The sequence below is a fragment of the Hymenobacter chitinivorans DSM 11115 genome, assembly GCF_002797555.1.
Taxonomy (GTDB): domain Bacteria; phylum Bacteroidota; class Bacteroidia; order Cytophagales; family Hymenobacteraceae; genus Hymenobacter; species Hymenobacter chitinivorans.
On sequence record NZ_PGFA01000005.1, the window covers coordinates 24,554 to 39,712 of the forward strand.

At 58.4% G+C, this 15,159-nt stretch carries 13 protein-coding genes; 7 read left to right on the plus strand and 6 right to left on the minus strand.

Annotated elements, in window-relative coordinates; genetic code table 11:
- Positions 1-298: 298 nt before the first annotated feature.
- Genes CLV45_RS22805 through scpA form a run of 3 tightly spaced genes read right to left on the minus strand, consistent with a single transcriptional unit; the run spans position 299 to position 3,888 of the window.
- Positions 299-886 carry a 3'-5' exonuclease gene (locus tag CLV45_RS22805; RefSeq protein ID WP_100338819.1) on the minus strand — a complete coding sequence of 196 codons (588 nt, stop codon included), beginning with the start codon at positions 884-886 and terminating at the stop codon, positions 299-301.
- Positions 876-1,679 (minus strand): hypothetical protein, encoded by an 804-nt coding sequence (locus tag CLV45_RS22810; RefSeq protein WP_100338820.1) that lies wholly within the window; start codon positions 1,677-1,679, stop codon positions 876-878. Before CLV45_RS22810 ends, CLV45_RS22805 begins: the two co-directional genes overlap by 11 nt.
- 55 nt (positions 1,680-1,734) lie before the next feature.
- Positions 1,735-3,888: a methylmalonyl-CoA mutase gene (scpA, locus tag CLV45_RS22815; protein ID WP_100338821.1), complete on the minus strand. Its 2,154-nt coding sequence runs from the start codon at positions 3,886-3,888 to the stop codon at positions 1,735-1,737.
- Between the two features lie 197 nt (positions 3,889-4,085).
- On the opposite strand from scpA, the gene CLV45_RS22820 reads away from it, so the two are divergent.
- Positions 4,086-5,300, plus strand: a complete 1,215-nt coding sequence (locus tag CLV45_RS22820) for a porin family protein (RefSeq protein WP_100338822.1) — start codon at positions 4,086-4,088, stop codon at positions 5,298-5,300.
- A 120-nt stretch (positions 5,301-5,420) separates the two neighbouring features.
- On the opposite strand, the gene CLV45_RS22825 is transcribed toward CLV45_RS22820, so the two are convergent.
- On the minus strand, positions 5,421-7,199 hold the full coding sequence (locus CLV45_RS22825) for a methylmalonyl-CoA mutase family protein (RefSeq protein WP_100338823.1): 1,779 nt from the start codon (positions 7,197-7,199) through the stop codon (positions 5,421-5,423).
- 471 nt (positions 7,200-7,670) lie between these two features.
- On the opposite strand from CLV45_RS22825, the gene CLV45_RS22830 reads away from it, so the two are divergent.
- The 4 genes from CLV45_RS22830 (at position 7,671) to CLV45_RS22845 (ending at position 11,831) form a co-directional block, all read left to right on the plus strand.
- On the plus strand, positions 7,671-8,432 hold the full coding sequence (locus CLV45_RS22830; RefSeq protein ID WP_100338824.1) for a 5'-nucleotidase C-terminal domain-containing protein: 762 nt from the start codon (positions 7,671-7,673) through the stop codon (positions 8,430-8,432).
- A 170-nt stretch (positions 8,433-8,602) separates the two neighbouring features.
- Positions 8,603-9,529: a bifunctional metallophosphatase/5'-nucleotidase gene (locus CLV45_RS22835; protein ID WP_100338825.1), complete on the plus strand. Its 927-nt coding sequence runs from the start codon at positions 8,603-8,605 to the stop codon at positions 9,527-9,529.
- 143 nt (positions 9,530-9,672) lie between these two features.
- Complete coding sequence (dnaA, locus tag CLV45_RS22840) at positions 9,673-11,166, plus strand: chromosomal replication initiator protein DnaA (RefSeq protein ID WP_100338826.1); 1,494 nt, start codon at positions 9,673-9,675, stop codon at positions 11,164-11,166.
- 38 nt (positions 11,167-11,204) lie between these two features.
- A complete protein-coding gene (locus CLV45_RS22845) occupies positions 11,205-11,831 on the plus strand; it encodes a hypothetical protein (protein ID WP_100338827.1) in 627 nt (208 codons plus the stop codon).
- Positions 11,832-11,880: 49 nt separating this feature from the next.
- Here CLV45_RS22845 and CLV45_RS22850 read toward each other — a convergent pair whose 3' ends face one another.
- Together CLV45_RS22850 and CLV45_RS22855 are read right to left on the minus strand one after the other, a co-directional pair.
- Positions 11,881-12,381, minus strand: a complete 501-nt coding sequence (locus CLV45_RS22850) for a hypothetical protein (RefSeq protein WP_100338828.1) — start codon at positions 12,379-12,381, stop codon at positions 11,881-11,883.
- A 149-nt stretch (positions 12,382-12,530) separates the two neighbouring features.
- Positions 12,531-12,959 (minus strand): OsmC family peroxiredoxin, encoded by a 429-nt coding sequence (locus CLV45_RS22855; protein WP_100338829.1) that lies wholly within the window; start codon positions 12,957-12,959, stop codon positions 12,531-12,533.
- 410 nt (positions 12,960-13,369) lie between these two features.
- Between CLV45_RS22855 and CLV45_RS25180 the strand changes: the two genes are divergently transcribed.
- A complete protein-coding gene (locus CLV45_RS25180; RefSeq protein WP_170061920.1) occupies positions 13,370-13,579 on the plus strand; it encodes a hypothetical protein in 210 nt (69 codons plus the stop codon).
- A 55-nt stretch (positions 13,580-13,634) separates the two neighbouring features.
- Entirely contained in the window at positions 13,635-15,149 is a 1,515-nt protein-coding gene (locus CLV45_RS22865; RefSeq protein WP_100338831.1) for a GH3 family domain-containing protein, read from the plus strand.
- The last annotated feature ends 10 nt before the right edge of the window (positions 15,150-15,159 follow it).

The window sequence follows — 15,159 nt, forward strand, 5'->3', positions numbered from 1 at the left end:
TAGCCGGCTACTGCCCGCCACCGGTGGAAACCATCGCAGGGCCGGTGGAAATGAGGGCAGAGACGGTGGCAATGACCGCAGAGACGGTGGCAATGATCTAAGGGATGGTGGAAACCATCGTAGGGACAGTGGCAACGATTAAAGAGACGGTGGCAACGACCTAAGAGCCGCCGGCAAGCATCGCAGGGGCAGCGGCAGTGGCCGCAGAGGCGGCGGGGGCGAGGGGAGAAACGAAACCGGCCCGCTGGTGGGCAGGCCGGAATTATACATGTGTGTTAAAAAGGGCTCCTTGGTATTATCAAAGTTCTGATGACTTGTAGGTAAGGAATCGGCGAAAGAGGTTTATATAAACCTTGTGGCAAAGTTCTGCATCTTCTAGTGCATTATGATATTCGGATCTTTCTATATTAAAATAGTTAGTGCAGTCACTTAGGGATTTTATATTTTCATCTATTACGTTTAAAGAAGCTGCTATTTTAGATACAGATTGCACATCTAGATGGCGATACTTTATTTGCTTGAATAAAGTATCCATGTTGTTATTTGTGCACATTTTTTTGAAAAATGCGACATCAAAGCCTATATTCCAAGCGCCAAAACAATAATTGCAGCCGAATTCAGTAAAAAACTTTTGCAAAACTTGTTTTTGACTAGGGCTGCTTTTTAAGGTTTGATATTCAATTCCATGTATTTTTGTGGCGTCATTATTTTTTAGTTCATGATTTATCTTAATTCTTGAAGTAAATGTTTTTTGAATATTCCCATACTCATCAGATAGTATGGCCCCAATTTCGATTGGCTCATCAGTGTATGGGTCAATACCGGTTGTTTCAAAATCTATAAAACACACAGGTGTGTCGAAAAACTTCAGTTTTTTAGAATTCATACTTTTCAAAAAAATTGGGGTCGCTTGTAACGCTTTCCAGTTCAGTCATGCATTTATTGAAAACGCATTCATCATTATTTGTCTTTTTAAACAAAAAGGCGAATGGTTTGACAGCTTTTACATGTGAGATCTTAGAGGGGCAGAATAATATGCTATCATCAAACCTGTAAAACGAGTAGAATACAGGATGGCGTTTCATTAAAATCAGCCTGACTTTTGCTTTAAGCTGTTTTCTAGCCTTTAAGTCGTTGAACTGCAGAACCAGCATGTTTCTAGTGTCGAGTATTTTCTGGCGTGTGTTGCTAGTTGTTCCTCCATTAGCCCAGTGTTGCTCAAGTGCATCAATGAATATGTTGTCATGGTGATAAATATATATGTTTAACTCTTTGCCTTTTTGTTTTGCAATATTTATTAGTGTGTCGTTATAGGTGTTGAATAGGGTCTGCCCATAGGTTAAATACATATCAACTCTGTTCGACTTGACAAGATAATTTCTGAAATTAAAGTCGCTAAAGCTCGGGTAATATTCTGTTAGACCTGCATTGATTACCTCTTTTGAAATATTGAAATGCTGAAGCATGTTATTATAAACTTCTTCTCTTGTGAATATTTCAAAATATAGTCCTACTAGTACGCCAGTTAGTATAGCAATTGAAACATTTGACAATATATTAATGTAAGGTATTGCGTCGCTATTAGGATTTTTTGATTTAAAAAGCTCTGAGCCAAGTATAACTATGAAGGCCAATAAAAGAATGATGAATTGTTTGGATGTGAAAAATTTCGCGTTCATAATAATTAGTTAAAAATTGAAATTTGATTGAAACAAAAATAGTTTAATTCTGCTCCTATAACTTCCGCAGAATCTCCTGGGCCGCCACCGCAATGACCGTTCCCGGGCCATACACGCCGACGACGCCGGCCGAGTAGAGGAAGTCGTAGTCCTGGGCGGGGATGACGCCGCCGGCAATGACAAGGATGTCTTCGCGGCCGAGCTGCCGCAGCTCCTGGATCAGCTGGGGAATCAGGGTTTTGTGGCCGGCGGCGAGGCTGCTCACGCCCACCACGTGCACGTCGTTTTCGGTGGCCTGGCGGGCTACTTCGCCGGGCGTCTGGAACAGGGGCGCGATGTCCACGTCGAAGCCCACGTCGGCAAAGGAGGTGGCAATGATCTTGGAGCCCCGGTCGTGGCCGTCCTGGCCCATTTTGGCCACCATCATGCGGGGGCGGCGGCCTTCGGCGGCGGCAAAGGCATCGGCGGCGGCCCGGGCCTTGGCAAACTCCTCATCGTAGTTCATCTCGGCCGAGTACACGCCCGAAATAGCCCGAATAGTGGCCTGGTGGCGGCCGTACACGGCTTCCAGGGCATCGGAAATCTCACCCAGGGTAGCGCGCAGGCGGGCGGCTTGCACGGCCAGTTCTAAAAGGTTGCTGGAAGTTGATTGTTGATTGTTGGCTCCTCCGGCGCGGGCGGCATCCGTTAGAGCTTGCAGGGCGGCTTTTACGGCCTCGTTGTCGCGCTCGGCTTTGATCTTGGTGAGACGGGCAATCTGGGACTCGCGCACGGCGGCGTTGTCGATGTCGAGCACGTCGATTTGCTGCTCCTGGCCCAGCTGCCGGTCGGTGAGGCGGTACTTATTCACGCCCACCACCACTTCCTTGCCCGAGTCGATGCGGGCCTGCTTGCGGGCCGAGGCTTCCTCGATGCGCATCTTGGGCAGACCGGTTTCAATGGCCTTGGCCATGCCGCCCAGGCTTTCCACCTCCTGAATCAGGGCCCAGGCTTTGTCGGCCAGCTCGTGGGTCAGGCTCTCCACGTAGTAGGAGCCGCCCCAGGGGTCCACGACGCGGGTAATGTCGGTTTCGTGCTGCAAATACAGCTGGGTGTTGCGGGCAATGCGGGCCGAGAAGTCGGTGGGCAGGGCAATGGCCTCGTCGAGGGCGTTGGTGTGCAGGCTCTGAGTGCCGCCCAGGGCCGCGGCCAGGGCCTCAATGGCGGTGCGGGCCACGTTGTTGAAGGGGTCCTGCTCGGTGAGCGAGTAGCCCGAGGTCTGGCAGTGGGTGCGCAACGCCAGGCTTTTCGGGTTCTGGGGGTTAAACTGCTTCATGAGCTTGGCCCAGAGCAGGCGGCCGGCCCGGAGCTTGGCAATTTCCATGAAGTGGTTCATGCCGATGGCCCAGAAGAAGGAAAGGCGGGGCGCAAATTGGTCTACGTCCATGCCCACGGCCAGGCCGGCGCGCACGTACTCCAGGCCGTCGGCCAGGGTGTAGGCCAGCTCAATATCGGCCGTGGCCCCGGCTTCCTGCATGTGGTAGCCCGAGATGCTGATGGAGTTGAACTTGGGCATGTGCTTCGCGGTGTAGGCGAAGATGTCGGCAATGATGCGCATGCTCGGCTCGGGCGGGTAGATATAGGTGTTGCGCACCATGAACTCCTTCAGAATGTCGTTCTGAATGGTGCCCGCCAGCTTCTCGGGACTCACGCCCTGCTCCTCGGCAGCGGTGATATAAAAGGCCATAATCGGCAGCACGGCCCCGTTCATGGTCATCGACACCGACATCTGGTCCAGCGGAATCTGGTCGAACAAGATCTTCATGTCCTCCACCGAGTCGATGGCCACGCCGGCCTTGCCCACGTCACCTTCCACGCGGGGGTGGTCGGAGTCGTAGCCCCGGTGGGTGGCCAGGTCGAAGGCCACCGACAGGCCCTTTTGGCCGCCGGCCAGGTTGCGGCGGTAAAAGGCGTTGGATTCCTCGGCCGTGCTAAAGCCCGCGTACTGCCGGATGGTCCAGGGGTTCTGCACGTACATCGTGGCGTAGGGTCCGCGCAAATAGGGAGCCACGCCCGCGCCGAAACCCAGGTGGTCGAGGCCGGCCACGTCCTGGGCCGAGTAATGGCTTTTCACCGTGATGCCCTCGGGGGTAGGGGTGCCGTCGGTGGCGGGAGCCGGGGCGGGGAGGGGAGCGGCGTTATAGGGAATATGGGCGAAGTCGGGTTTCATCGGGCAAGCGGTAGGCCGGGTGGGCAGAGACGAAATGAGGCAGGAAAGATACTGGGTTTAGATGGAAAGAATTTTTCCAATCCTATTAGCAAGCAGAGAATAATATTCTATATTTGACTATTCTTATCCCTTACTCATTATTCAATAAGTGAATGTTTAAAAACTTACTCTCGGGGTATTCTTGTGCTTTATCCCTGTTGGCCGCCACCTTATTGCTGGCCACCCCCGCCCAAGCCCAAACCGGGCGCCAGCCGGGTTACATCGTGCCCTTAGCTGGTGACACCATTAGGGGTACGGTGATTATAAACCGCGGCCAGCGCAATGCCCAGGCCTGCGAGTTTGAGGCGGCGGGTCAGGCAACGGCCAAGCAGTACAGCCCTGCTGAGTTGCGGGGCTACGGCACTGCTGCCGGACAGAGCTACGAAAGTCAGGCCCTACCCTTAACTGCCGCTGCCGTCCCCCAGCCGGTATTTCTGGAAGTGGTGACGCGAGGTGCCCTGACGTTGTACGTACTGCAAAGTGGCAACGCCGAGCGGTTTTTTCTGGCGGGCTACCGACCCGGCAAGCTCGTCGAGCTGGAGTTGCGCACGGCCATGGTGCAGCGGGGTGCCCAGCAGTTTCTGGCCAAGCAGCGCTTGTATCAGGACACGCTGGCCCAGGCTTTTCAGGCTTGCCCGGCCCAGGCCAAGCGGGCTGCCATTGCCGAGTTCCGGCTGGCCGATTTGGAAAAGGCGGTACGCGGCTACAACTTGTGCGCGGCGCCGCAAACGGTTGGTAAGCAGGCGGCCAAACGCGGCAGCTTCGGTTTGGGAATCATTGGGGGCCTAAGCATTTTTGATCAGCTAACCCTGGGCCCCGGGGATAATACCGACGACTTCAACCAGGACTACACCGGGAAGAATACTTTCCGGGGCGGACTGGAAGCGGTGTTTACGCCCGGTTTCAAAGGAGCTCCCCTGACGGTGCGGGCTACGTTGCTGTACGAGCCGGGGCGCACGTTTACTTCTGAGCGCAATTTCTTTCCCCAGCAGTCTTACAACAAAAAGGCAGTATTGGAATTCGACTACGTGTCATTTTCGACGATACTGCGCTACCGGCTCGGCCAGCACCGCCTGCGGCCGTATTTTGAGGCCGGCCCGGCCCTCAATATCATTACCCGCGTCAAGCAGGACTACCTCACGTTTACGTCAACTACTTCGGGCAGCAAGCCCTACAATGAGAAGCTGATCGGTTACTATCACTACCTCACCCTCGGCGGTGGAGCCGGGGTCGGGATTGAAGCGCCGATGCCCGCCGGGAATACGCTCTGGCTTGGCATACGGGCCGCCGCAACGCCGGGACCAGCCAAATTCACGGAGCGGTCTGCCGTTACCAGCCTTGCCGTACTGGTTGGCTATACCCTGGGCCGCTAGCTGCCTCTACTAATGCTCAGGTATTGACCTCAGTGCCGATGCTTCACTAGTCACTAGTCAGGTTTCACCCACAAAAAGGGCCCGCTGCTTCGGCAACGGGCCCTTTTTTGTGGGTGGTGGTCAACGCCGGCCCTGCAGGCGGGCCAGTACGTCTTCGGTACTGTAGCCCTCCACGTTGAATTCCTTGAAGCCGAATAGGGTGACGGCCTCCTGCATCGTGGCCAGGTCGGCAGTGAGTAGGGTGGGCGGGATGAAGTCGGGCTCATCCACGGGCACACGGCACACTACCCGGGCAAAGTGGCCAAACTGGTCGGGCGTGGCATACATCAGCGTGGCGGCTTCGGGCGTCGAAAACAGCACCGAGAGCGTACCTTCCGGGTGGCTGGCTTTCAGGGCCAGACGCTCCTGCAAGGGTAGCAGCCGCAGAAACGACTCCAGAATCAGTTGGTTGGTATGGGTACCCAGCAGTACGACGGCCGCCCGGCGGCGCTTTTTCTCCCGGCGCTGAAAGTGCAGGGCCGTGGCCAGGCGCAGCACTTCCGACGGGTAAGCGGCCCGCGTCGAGTCGAAGTCCTTGCTGCGCAGCAGGCGTTTGGGGTTGTAGTCGAAATGCTCCTGGGAGTTCTGAAACCGGTTGGTACCCACAATGACCTGCTCGCCGGCGGCAATGCGCTGAAACTGGCTTTGGGCCACTGCGTGCAGCTCTTGCAGCACCATGCCCAGGGCGGCCGGCAGGCCCTCAGCGGCTTCCACCCGCTGAAACAGCGCCCAGGCCTCGCGGGCCAGCTGGTCGGTAATCGTTTCCAGATAATAGGAGCCCGCCGCCGGATCAGCCACGCGGTTCAGACCTGCTTCCTCGCGCAGAATCACGGGCAGGTTGCGGGCCAGGCGGCTGGAAAACTCGTTTGGAGACTGATAAATTCGGTCGAAGGGGGCTACGCTGACGGCTGTGGCCCCGCCCAGCACGGCGGCCATGGTTTCGGTCGTGACGCGCAGCAGGTTGGTGTGCGGGTCGAGCGTGGTTTGTGACCAGGTGGAGGTAACGGCAAAGATGGGCAGGGCCGGAGCTAGGTCGGCGGGCAAGCCAAAGGCGTGCAGCAGCGTGGCCCAGAGCCGGCGCAGGGCCCGCAGCTTGGCTATTTCGAAAAAGTAATTCGGGTTCAGAGCCACCTGCACCTGCAAAGCCGCGGCCACCTGCTGCACCGTCACGTCGGCCGAAGGTAATTGCTCCAGATACGTGGCCGCCGCGGCCAGCACGAAGCCGATCTGCTGGGTAACGGTCCCGCCGCGGTTGGCAAAGAAGGCCCCATTGAGCGTCAGAGCCCGAAACTCGGGCATGGCTTTGGTCAGGGTCAGAACCGTGCGCAGCTCCGCCAACTGATGGGCCAGGTCGGGGGAGTGGTCCGTTACGGGGTCGAAGCGTAGAAAGCCCCGCAGCGTGGGCGTGCCCGTGGCCAGCAGCCGCTCCACGAAGCTGACCGCCCCGAGCCGGATGGAGTAACCCACGTAAGAGGTAGCCAGCGGCAGCTTTTCGTGCAGGTAAGCCACGTCGAAAGCCGCGGCGTCCGTTAGTTCGAAATAGGCCCCATCGGCACCCCGGGTCAGCGCGTCGGCGGCCCGGTCGATGGCCGTGTGGCCCTTGTCAGCGGCGCCTACGGTGTAGGTCGGCAGGTTGAGCCAGTCGCGAGAGGTGCTGGTAGGCGCTTCGGTAGCCGGTAGTGCCTCCAGGGCTTCACGGTGGTAAAAGGGCTGCACCACCAGGCCCTCCGGCGTGTGCCATTCCAGTGAGGCCGGGTCGGCACCCTTCAGGTCGCGGCTGATGCGCTGCTGCCAAGCTGCGGTGCTGATGGGGTCAAATTCGGAAAAGGAAACGGGCGTAGCGCGCGGGGTGTCGGCCATTGGGAGGGAGGTGAAGCCAGAAAACGGAACTGCCGGATCGGACGGGTTAAAGATACCGGATTGGGGCCAGAACGACCACCGCCCACGCACGGTAGCCGCCGCTGGTGGCGCCCCGACTGGGCCGGTCTGGCAATGGTTCGCTCCGTGCCTACGCTCTTGCGGTTGACTTTTGGTTGCTCACATTGAAGGGTTTAGAGGCGCTGGTACTAGGCCGGGCCACACGTTTGGCCAAGGCCCGGGTCCCAGCGGATTTCCGGCCCGGCAGGAGCCTTACGCCCTGCGGCAACACGCGGCAAGACGAAATCCATAACTGCAGTACCCCACCCCGGACGGCGCAAAGCCGTTTTTGGCGGGACCGGGGCGAGAGTTTGCCCGGTTACTAAACTCAGGCACTACCAAGGGTTGTTAGGCGTTAAGCTTACCAAATACCCGTCGCCGCCGTACCTTTGCCCTCCGCCTATTCCTGATTGCATGTCTTTCTTCCGTTCCCCCGCCTCGGCTCTGAGCTTTTTGCTGGCGGCCTCGCTTACCGTCGGCTGTCAGCGCGGCCCCTACCAGGCCACGCCCGCCCTGGCGCCCGTTACGGGCCAGCCCGTAACCAAAGCCCTGCCCGACGAGCCCAGGGCCGCCGCTACTATTGAGCCCTACAAGCAGCGCGTGACTCAGCAAATGAACGAGGTGCTGGGCGTGGCCCCTGTGGCCGTCACCAAAAACAGCGGGGAGTCGCCGCTGGCTAACTTCGTGGCCGACATTCAGCGGGAGCGGGCTAGCCAAGCCCTGGGCCAGCCCATCGACGCGGGCGTGATGACCAACGGCGGCCTGCGCGCAGCCCTGCCCGCCGGCCCCATCACCATGGGCTCCATCTTCGAGTTGATGCCCTTCGAAAACGAGCTGGTGGTGCTCGATACGCCCGGCCCCGTGATGCAGGACATGCTCAACTACGCGGCCCGCATCAAAATGGCCCTGTCAAACGTGACCTACACCGTGGGCGCCGACGGCAAGCCTTCCAACGTGCTCATCGGCGGCAAGCCCTTTGACCCGACCCGCACGTACACCATTGCCATTTCCGACTACTTGGCCGGCGGTGGCGACCAAATGGTGTTCTTCAAAGCCATTAAGCCCCGTAGCACCGGCGTGCTGCTGCGCACGGCCATCGTGGACCACATCCGCAGCCTGACCAAAGCCGGCAAACCCGTCGAAGCCAAAGTCGAGGGAAGAGTGAAAGTAATGTGAGGCTGATGTGCTAATGTGGGAATGTGCTCAGGTGCTGATGAACCAGATGAATTACGGCTAATTCAGCATTAATCAGTAATGAGTAGCTCACCAGCACATTTTTACCTTTCTCACATTCTTCGCATTAGGCATTGGCACATCCGCACATTAATCATTAGCACATTAACGCCATGAATCGTCGCGATTTTCTCAAGCATACGTCGTTGGGGGCTGCCAGCCTGGGGCTGCTGGGCCTGAGCCTGCCGGCCGTGGGCCGGGATACTAAAAACGTGCGCCTGACCATTCTGCACACCAACGACATGCATTCGCGCATTGAGCCGTTTCCGGACAACAGCGCGCAGTGGGCCGGTATGGGCGGCATGGCCCGGCGCGCCAGCCTGATCGAGCAGATTCGCAAGCAGGAGCCCAACGTGCTGCTGCTCGACTCGGGCGACATCTGGCAGGGCACGCCCTACTTCAACTTCTTCAACGGGGAACTGGAGTACAAGCTCATGACCCAGATGGCCTACGACGCCAGCACCCTGGGTAACCACGACTTCGACAACGGCCTGGAAGGGCTGAAAAAGCAGCTGCCCAACGCCGGCTTTCCCTTCCTGATTGCCAACTACGACTTCTCCCAGACCATCCTGGCCGGGCAGTTTAAGCCTTATAAAGTCTTCGAAAAAGCCGGCATGCGCATCGGCGTCTTCGGCATCGGTATCGAAATGCAGGGCCTCATTGCGGACCGCAACATCGGCGGCACCAAGTACCTGGACCCCGTGGCCGTATCGCAAACTATGGTGGCCACCCTGCGCGGGGCCGAGCGGTGCGACATGGTCATTTGCCTCTCGCACTTGGGCTACAAGTACGAAAGCGCCAAAATCGACGACCACAAGCTGGCCGCCCAGGTGCCCGGCATCGACCTGATCCTGGGCGGGCACACCCACACCTTCCTGGAAAAGCCCGACGTCATCCTGGGTTCCGGCGGCCACCAGACGCTGATCAACCAGGTGGGTTGGTCGGGTATCAACCTGGGCCGGCTCGACTACAGCTTCGAGCACGGCACCAAACGTTTGGCCGTGGCCAGCTCAGCCGTAGTACCTGTGACGACGGCGTGAGAAAAGCAAGGAAAACAGCGTTTTTTTGTATCGTGAGTTTTCCACATTTTTGTCTCCCCCTAGAAAAAACGGCTCAACTTTGAGCCGTTCCTGACCCTATTGTCCGCCCGCTAAGCACTTGTTGCTTTTGTCTTAACTAATTGATGCTGAAGGATTGCCGAACCGTATGGGCCAACTGTCTTCGCGTCATCAAGGCTAATATTGGTGAGCAGAGCTTCCGCACGTGGTTTGAGCCAATCGTGCCGGTGCAGCTCCACAATAACGTTTTGATCATCCAGGTGCCCAGCCAGTTTTTCTACGAATGGCTGGAGGAGCACTATGTCGATGTATTAAAGAAAGGCATCTACCAGGAGCTCGGGCCGGAGGGGCGGTTAGAGTATTCCATTGTCGTTGACCAGGGCAACAGTCAGAACAAGCCCCGCACGGTTAATATCCCCACGGCCCGCAAGGCGGCCGCGCCCACCCAGGCCGCGACGCCCGCCGCCGCCATTGCCGCCAGCGCCCTAACCGGCTCGGCCCGCAACGTGGCCGCCGCGGCCGCCTCGCCCGACATGAGCAACACCTTGCGCAACCCGTTCGAAGCCACCAAGGCCATCGACCGGAACTACGTCAAGTCCCAGCTCAACAACACGTACTCGTTTGAGAACTACGTGGAGGGCGACTGTAACCGCCTGGCCCGCTCGGCCGGCCTCGCCGTGGCCAACAAGCCCGGCACGACCAGCTTCAACCCGCTGATGATTTACGGCGGGGTGGGGCTGGGCAAAACCCATTTGGTGCAGGCCATCGGCAACCACATCAAGGCCACCTCGCCCGATAAGTTCGTGCTCTACGTCTCGGCCGAGAAGTTCACGAACCAGTTTATCGAGAGCCTGCGCAACAACGGGGTGCAGGACTTCGCCAACTTCTACCTGCTCGTCGACATCCTGATTCTGGACGACGTGCAGTTTCTCTCGGGCAAGGACAAAACCCAGGAGATGTTCTTCCACATCTTCAACCACCTGCACCAGGCCGGCAAGCAAATCGTGATGACCTCCGATAGGCCCCCGCGCGACCTGAACGGGTTGGAGGACCGGCTGTTGTCGCGCTTTAAGTGGGGCCTCACCGCCGACTTGCAGAGCCCCGACTTCGAGACCCGCATGGCCATCATCCAGAACAAGATGGAGCAGGACGGCATCGACATTCCGCCCCAGGTGGTGGAGTACCTGGCCCACTCGGTGAATACCAACGTGCGGGAGCTGGAAGGCGTGCTGATTTCCCTGGTGGCCCAGTCGAGCCTGAACCGCCGGGAAATTGACCTGGAAATGGCCAAGCAGGCCCTGCGCCACATCATTGAGGAAGTGGAGGCCGAGGTGAACCTGGACTTTATCCAGAAAACCGTGGCCGAGTACTTCGGCATTTCCCTGGATTTGCTCAAGGCCAAAACCCGCAAGAAGGAAGTCGTGACGGCGCGGCAGGTGGCCATGTACTTCGCCAAGGAGCACACCAGCCACTCGCTCAAGAGCATCGGTTTCCACTTCGGCGGCCGGGACCATAGCACCGTCATCCACTCCGTCCAGACCGTGTCGGATTTGATTGACAGCGACAAAAACTTCCGCAACACGATAGTGGACCTGCGCAAGAAGTTTGCGGGCAAGTAGGCTGACCTATGAGAGCCCGCCGCAATACTTTCTTACTGGTGTCTGTCGCCCTTGGCCTGACCGTAGCGGCCTGCAGTGGTCCGGCCGACGAGCAGCCCGGCGCCGTGAAAGAAGCTGCACAAGTCCCGGTAGCCGCTATTCCTCCTAGTGACCCTCCGCCCTGCCTGCTGCCGGAATACGACCTGAAAATGGTTGAGGCAGGGCCCAAAACTGCTGAGAAAGCCAAGCTAAGCCCCGCGCTGGTAGCCCGGATGGTGCGCCAGAATCCCCGGCTGCCGCCTCTTTTCAAGCACTACAATCCGTATTGGGAGCTGTACGCCCTGGATACGGTGCGCTGCCAGGAGTTTCGTATCGTGTCGTATCTGTACCGGCACGAGGACTGCTGCTCCGACGTGTATTACGTGACGTTTAGCGCCGACGGGAAAAAGGTTATCGACTGGGCCACTATTGCCAACACGGGAGCGGATGGCACGTGGGGAGCCACGGCCACGATGCGCACCCAGGAAGTTCGGCTGCGCGTTACGGAACTGCGGCAAGAAAGTGAGGCTGATGCCGATGCCGGGGTTCGGGACTCCGTGGTAACCGACTACTCCGTTACGCCACAGGGAAAGTTTCTGCGCACCAGAGTCGACAGTGTGCGAAGCAAGCAAGCTGCCCGGAAATAGAAAAAGCCCGCTACTCAGCGGGCTTTTTCTATTTCTACGGCGACGTCCGCTAAATGCGGGGCGCCGGGGCCGTTTCGCGCAGTAGGATGTTGTACTGGGCGGCAAACTGGCGGATTTCGTTGCGGAAGTTTTCCCGGCGCTTGGGCCCTTTCACTTCCCGTAGGTTGAGCGTGTAGAGGTCGTTGGAGCGGAGGCGGATGCGCAGCTGCATGGGCGCCAGGTCGATGGCCTCGATTTCCTCGGCGGCAAATACCTGCTTGGGCCGGAACAGGCCGCCTTTGTGCACAATGTAGCCCGGCGTAAACTCCAAATAGCTCTGGGTGCCGAAAATCGGGGCGTTATGCACCAGCACGTAGCCGATGTACACTAGGCTAAACACCAGGAACACGTAGTGCAGGAAGTGGTAATCCTGCTCGCCCTGGCCCGAGGCAATCAGGAACACGGTGTAGGCAATCCAGAGGAAGCCGATGAGCAGCTGGCCCCAGAACGGAACCTTGGACGTGTCGGCGGGCCGCAGCCGGATGCGGGTGGTTTTGGTAGCGCGGGGCATAGAAAAGTAGAGGTCTGACCACAAAGTAAGCGAAAAACCGGCAAGGCACGGGCCGTTGCCGGTTTTTCGTTATTAGTTGTTAGTTGCTAGTTGTCAGTTGTTAGGTCGTTCTTACGAATAACTGACAACTGACAACTAGCAACTAACAACTACTTCAACGTCGCCGAGGCCAGCTCCATTTCGGGCACGGCCTGGAGCAGCTGGGAAATGGGGCAGTGCTCCTTGGCGTTTTCGGCCTGCTTCTGGAATTCTTCCTGGGTAATGCCCTCCACTTCGCCTTCTGTGGTCAGCGTGATTTTGACCACCTTCGGCACGTCGCCCGAGGTATCGAGCGTCACTTTCGACTCAGTCCGGATCTGCTTGACCTGGGCCCCGGCTTTGGTCAGCTGCCCGGTCAGGAACATGGTATAGCAGCCCGCGTGGGCCGCCCCGATGAGCTCCTCGGGGTTGGTGCCTTTCTCTCCCTGGAATCGGGCGCCAACGGAGTAGGGCGCTTTTACCGTGCCGCTCTGGGTTGAAATTTCGCCGCTGCCTTTAATGTCGCCGTTCCAAACGGCATTTCCGCGCTGATTAATCATGGGGGTGTTGGTATAGATGAGGTTGAGTAGCTGAATATACTCATTAGCGGGCGGCGGAGTTGGTGCAATTCCACTTTGCGCCCCATCTTGCCTACTTTTCAGCTTCTATGAGCTCATTCACTTCGGCCCAACCTACTGCCTTAACCCATTCCAGGCCGCTTTTCATCGGGCTGGGCTGGCTGGGATTTGTGCTCTTCGTTGCAAATGAACTATCGAATGGTGAGCAATTTGAAACCACTAACCACACGCTGCTGCGGACTTTCGATGTCACCAAAAACATCCTGTTTGCCTTGTGGCCGCTGGGCGTATGGCTGCAGCTCGAGCCCCGACTAACCGGGCTGCTTCGGAGTGCCCTTAATTTGGGATTGTGTCTGCTGATTTTTCCCTGGTGGCTGTATTGCGGCTTCTTAGTGATAGTAGAAGACAGCGCGGTGTGGGAAGACGAGCTGGTGCACTACGAGGCGGCCAACCCGCCCGTATGTATCGTGCAGCAGTACCGCGACGGGTTAGCCACTACCAGCACGCAATACCGGGTCGTCAAAATCACTCCGCTGTGGGGGCCTTGGCAGCACGTGGAGCCCGCCGACCCGGCCCGCTTTCCGGAAGAGCACTACCGTTGAATTACGCGCCAGCAGCACGACAACTCACCATCTCACTATTTCACCATCTCACCGCATGGGTCTGAAATCTGCCCTGAGCCGCCCGCTGGCCGCCTTTGTTACCAGCCGCTACCACCAGTGGCAGCAAGACCCCGTGGCCACCCAGCAGCGCGTGTTCCGGGAGCTGATTGCCAAGGGCCGCCACACCGCCTTCGGGCGCGACCATGACTTTGCCTCCATCCAGACGCCGGTCGACCTGGCCCGGCTAGTGCCCGTGCGCGACTACGAAGCCCTGGCCCCGTACTTCGAGCGGGTCAAGCAAGGGGAGGCCGACGTGCTCTGGCCCGGCCGGCCCGAATACCTGGCCAAAACCTCGGGCACCACGTCTGGGGCCAAGTACATTCCCCTGACCAAGGACAGCCTGCCCAACCACATCAACGGGGCCCGCGACGCGCTGTTTCACTACATCCACGCTACCGGTAAGAGCCGCTTTCTGGACGGCAAGCTGATGTTTTTGTCGGGGAGTCCGGAGCTCGAAAAAGTGGGCGGTATCCATACCGGGCGGCTGTCGGGCATCGTGAACCACCACGTACCAGCGTATTTGCGCCGCAACCAGCTGCCCACCTACCGCACCAATATCATCGAGGACTGGGAAACCAAGCTCGACCATATCGTAGAGGAAACGCTGCCCGAAAACATGACCCTGATTTCGGGGATTCCGCCCTGGGTGCAGATGTATTTCGACAAGCTAGTGCAGCTTACGGGCAAGCCGGTCAAGGACATTTTCCCGCAGTTCGATTTGTTCGTCTACGGCGGGGTCAACTTCGAGCCTTACCGGGCCAAGCTCTTCGAAACCATCGGCCGCTCGGTGGACAGCATCGAGCTGTTTCCGGCTTCCGAGGGCTTTCTGGCGTTTCAGGACCAGCCCGGCAACCCCGGCCTGCTGCTGCTGCTCGACGCGGGCATTTTCTACGAGTTTATTCCCGCCGAGCAGTTTTTCGAGCCCAACCCGCCTCGCCTCACCATCGGCGAAGTGGAGCTGGACCGGCAGTACGCTCTGGTGCTCAACTCCAACGCCGGGCTCTGGGGCTACAGCCTCGGCGACACGGTGCGCTTCGTGAGCCTCAATCCGTACCGGGTGGTGGTCAGTGGGCGTATCAAGCACTTTTTGTCGGCCTTCGGTGAGCATGTCATCGGGGAGGAAGTCGAGCAGACCCTGCGCGAGGCCATGAGCCGGTTTCCGGAAGTGGAAGTGGTGGAGTTCACCGTGGCCCCGCGGGTGAGCAGTGACCCGCAGGAGCCGAGTCGGCACGAGTGGCTGGTGGAGTTTGCCCGCCCGCCCCAGGATGCTGCCGCCTTTGCCGCCGCCCTGGATGCGGGCCTGCGCCGCCGCAACGTGTACTACGACGACTTGCTGGCGGGCAATATTCTGGCGCCGCTGCAGCTCACGCCGCTACCGGCCGGCTCGTTTCAGCGCTACATGAAAAGCCTGGGCAAGCTCGGTGGCCAAAATAAAGTGCCGCGGCTGAGCAACGACCGAAAGGTGGCCGAAGGCTTGGTAACGGCTCCTGGAGCCGGCAGCCCGGAGTAAACGTGCTTTC

Excerpts from the sequence above, each read along its gene's own strand:
- CLV45_RS22855 (WP_100338829.1), bottom strand. The coding sequence starts at position 12,959 with ATGATTAATCAGCGCGGAAATGCCGTTTGGAACGGCGACATTAAAGGC.
- CLV45_RS22850 (WP_100338828.1), bottom strand. The coding sequence starts at position 12,381 with ATGCCCCGCGCTACCAAAACCACCCGCATCCGGCTGCGGCCCGCCGAC.
- CLV45_RS22865 (WP_100338831.1), top strand. The coding sequence starts at position 13,635 with ATGGGTCTGAAATCTGCCCTGAGCCGCCCGCTGGCCGCCTTTGTTACC.
- scpA (WP_100338821.1), bottom strand. The coding sequence starts at position 3,888 with ATGAAACCCGACTTCGCCCATATTCCCTATAACGCCGCTCCCCTCCCC.
- CLV45_RS22825 (WP_100338823.1), bottom strand. The coding sequence starts at position 7,199 with ATGGCCGACACCCCGCGCGCTACGCCCGTTTCCTTTTCCGAATTTGAC.
- CLV45_RS22830 (WP_100338824.1), top strand. The coding sequence starts at position 7,671 with ATGTCTTTCTTCCGTTCCCCCGCCTCGGCTCTGAGCTTTTTGCTGGCG.
- CLV45_RS22810 (WP_100338820.1), bottom strand. The coding sequence starts at position 1,679 with ATGAACGCGAAATTTTTCACATCCAAACAATTCATCATTCTTTTATTG.
- dnaA (WP_100338826.1), top strand. The coding sequence starts at position 9,673 with ATGCTGAAGGATTGCCGAACCGTATGGGCCAACTGTCTTCGCGTCATC.
- CLV45_RS22835 (WP_100338825.1), top strand. The coding sequence starts at position 8,603 with ATGAATCGTCGCGATTTTCTCAAGCATACGTCGTTGGGGGCTGCCAGC.
- CLV45_RS22805 (WP_100338819.1), bottom strand. The coding sequence starts at position 886 with ATGAATTCTAAAAAACTGAAGTTTTTCGACACACCTGTGTGTTTTATA.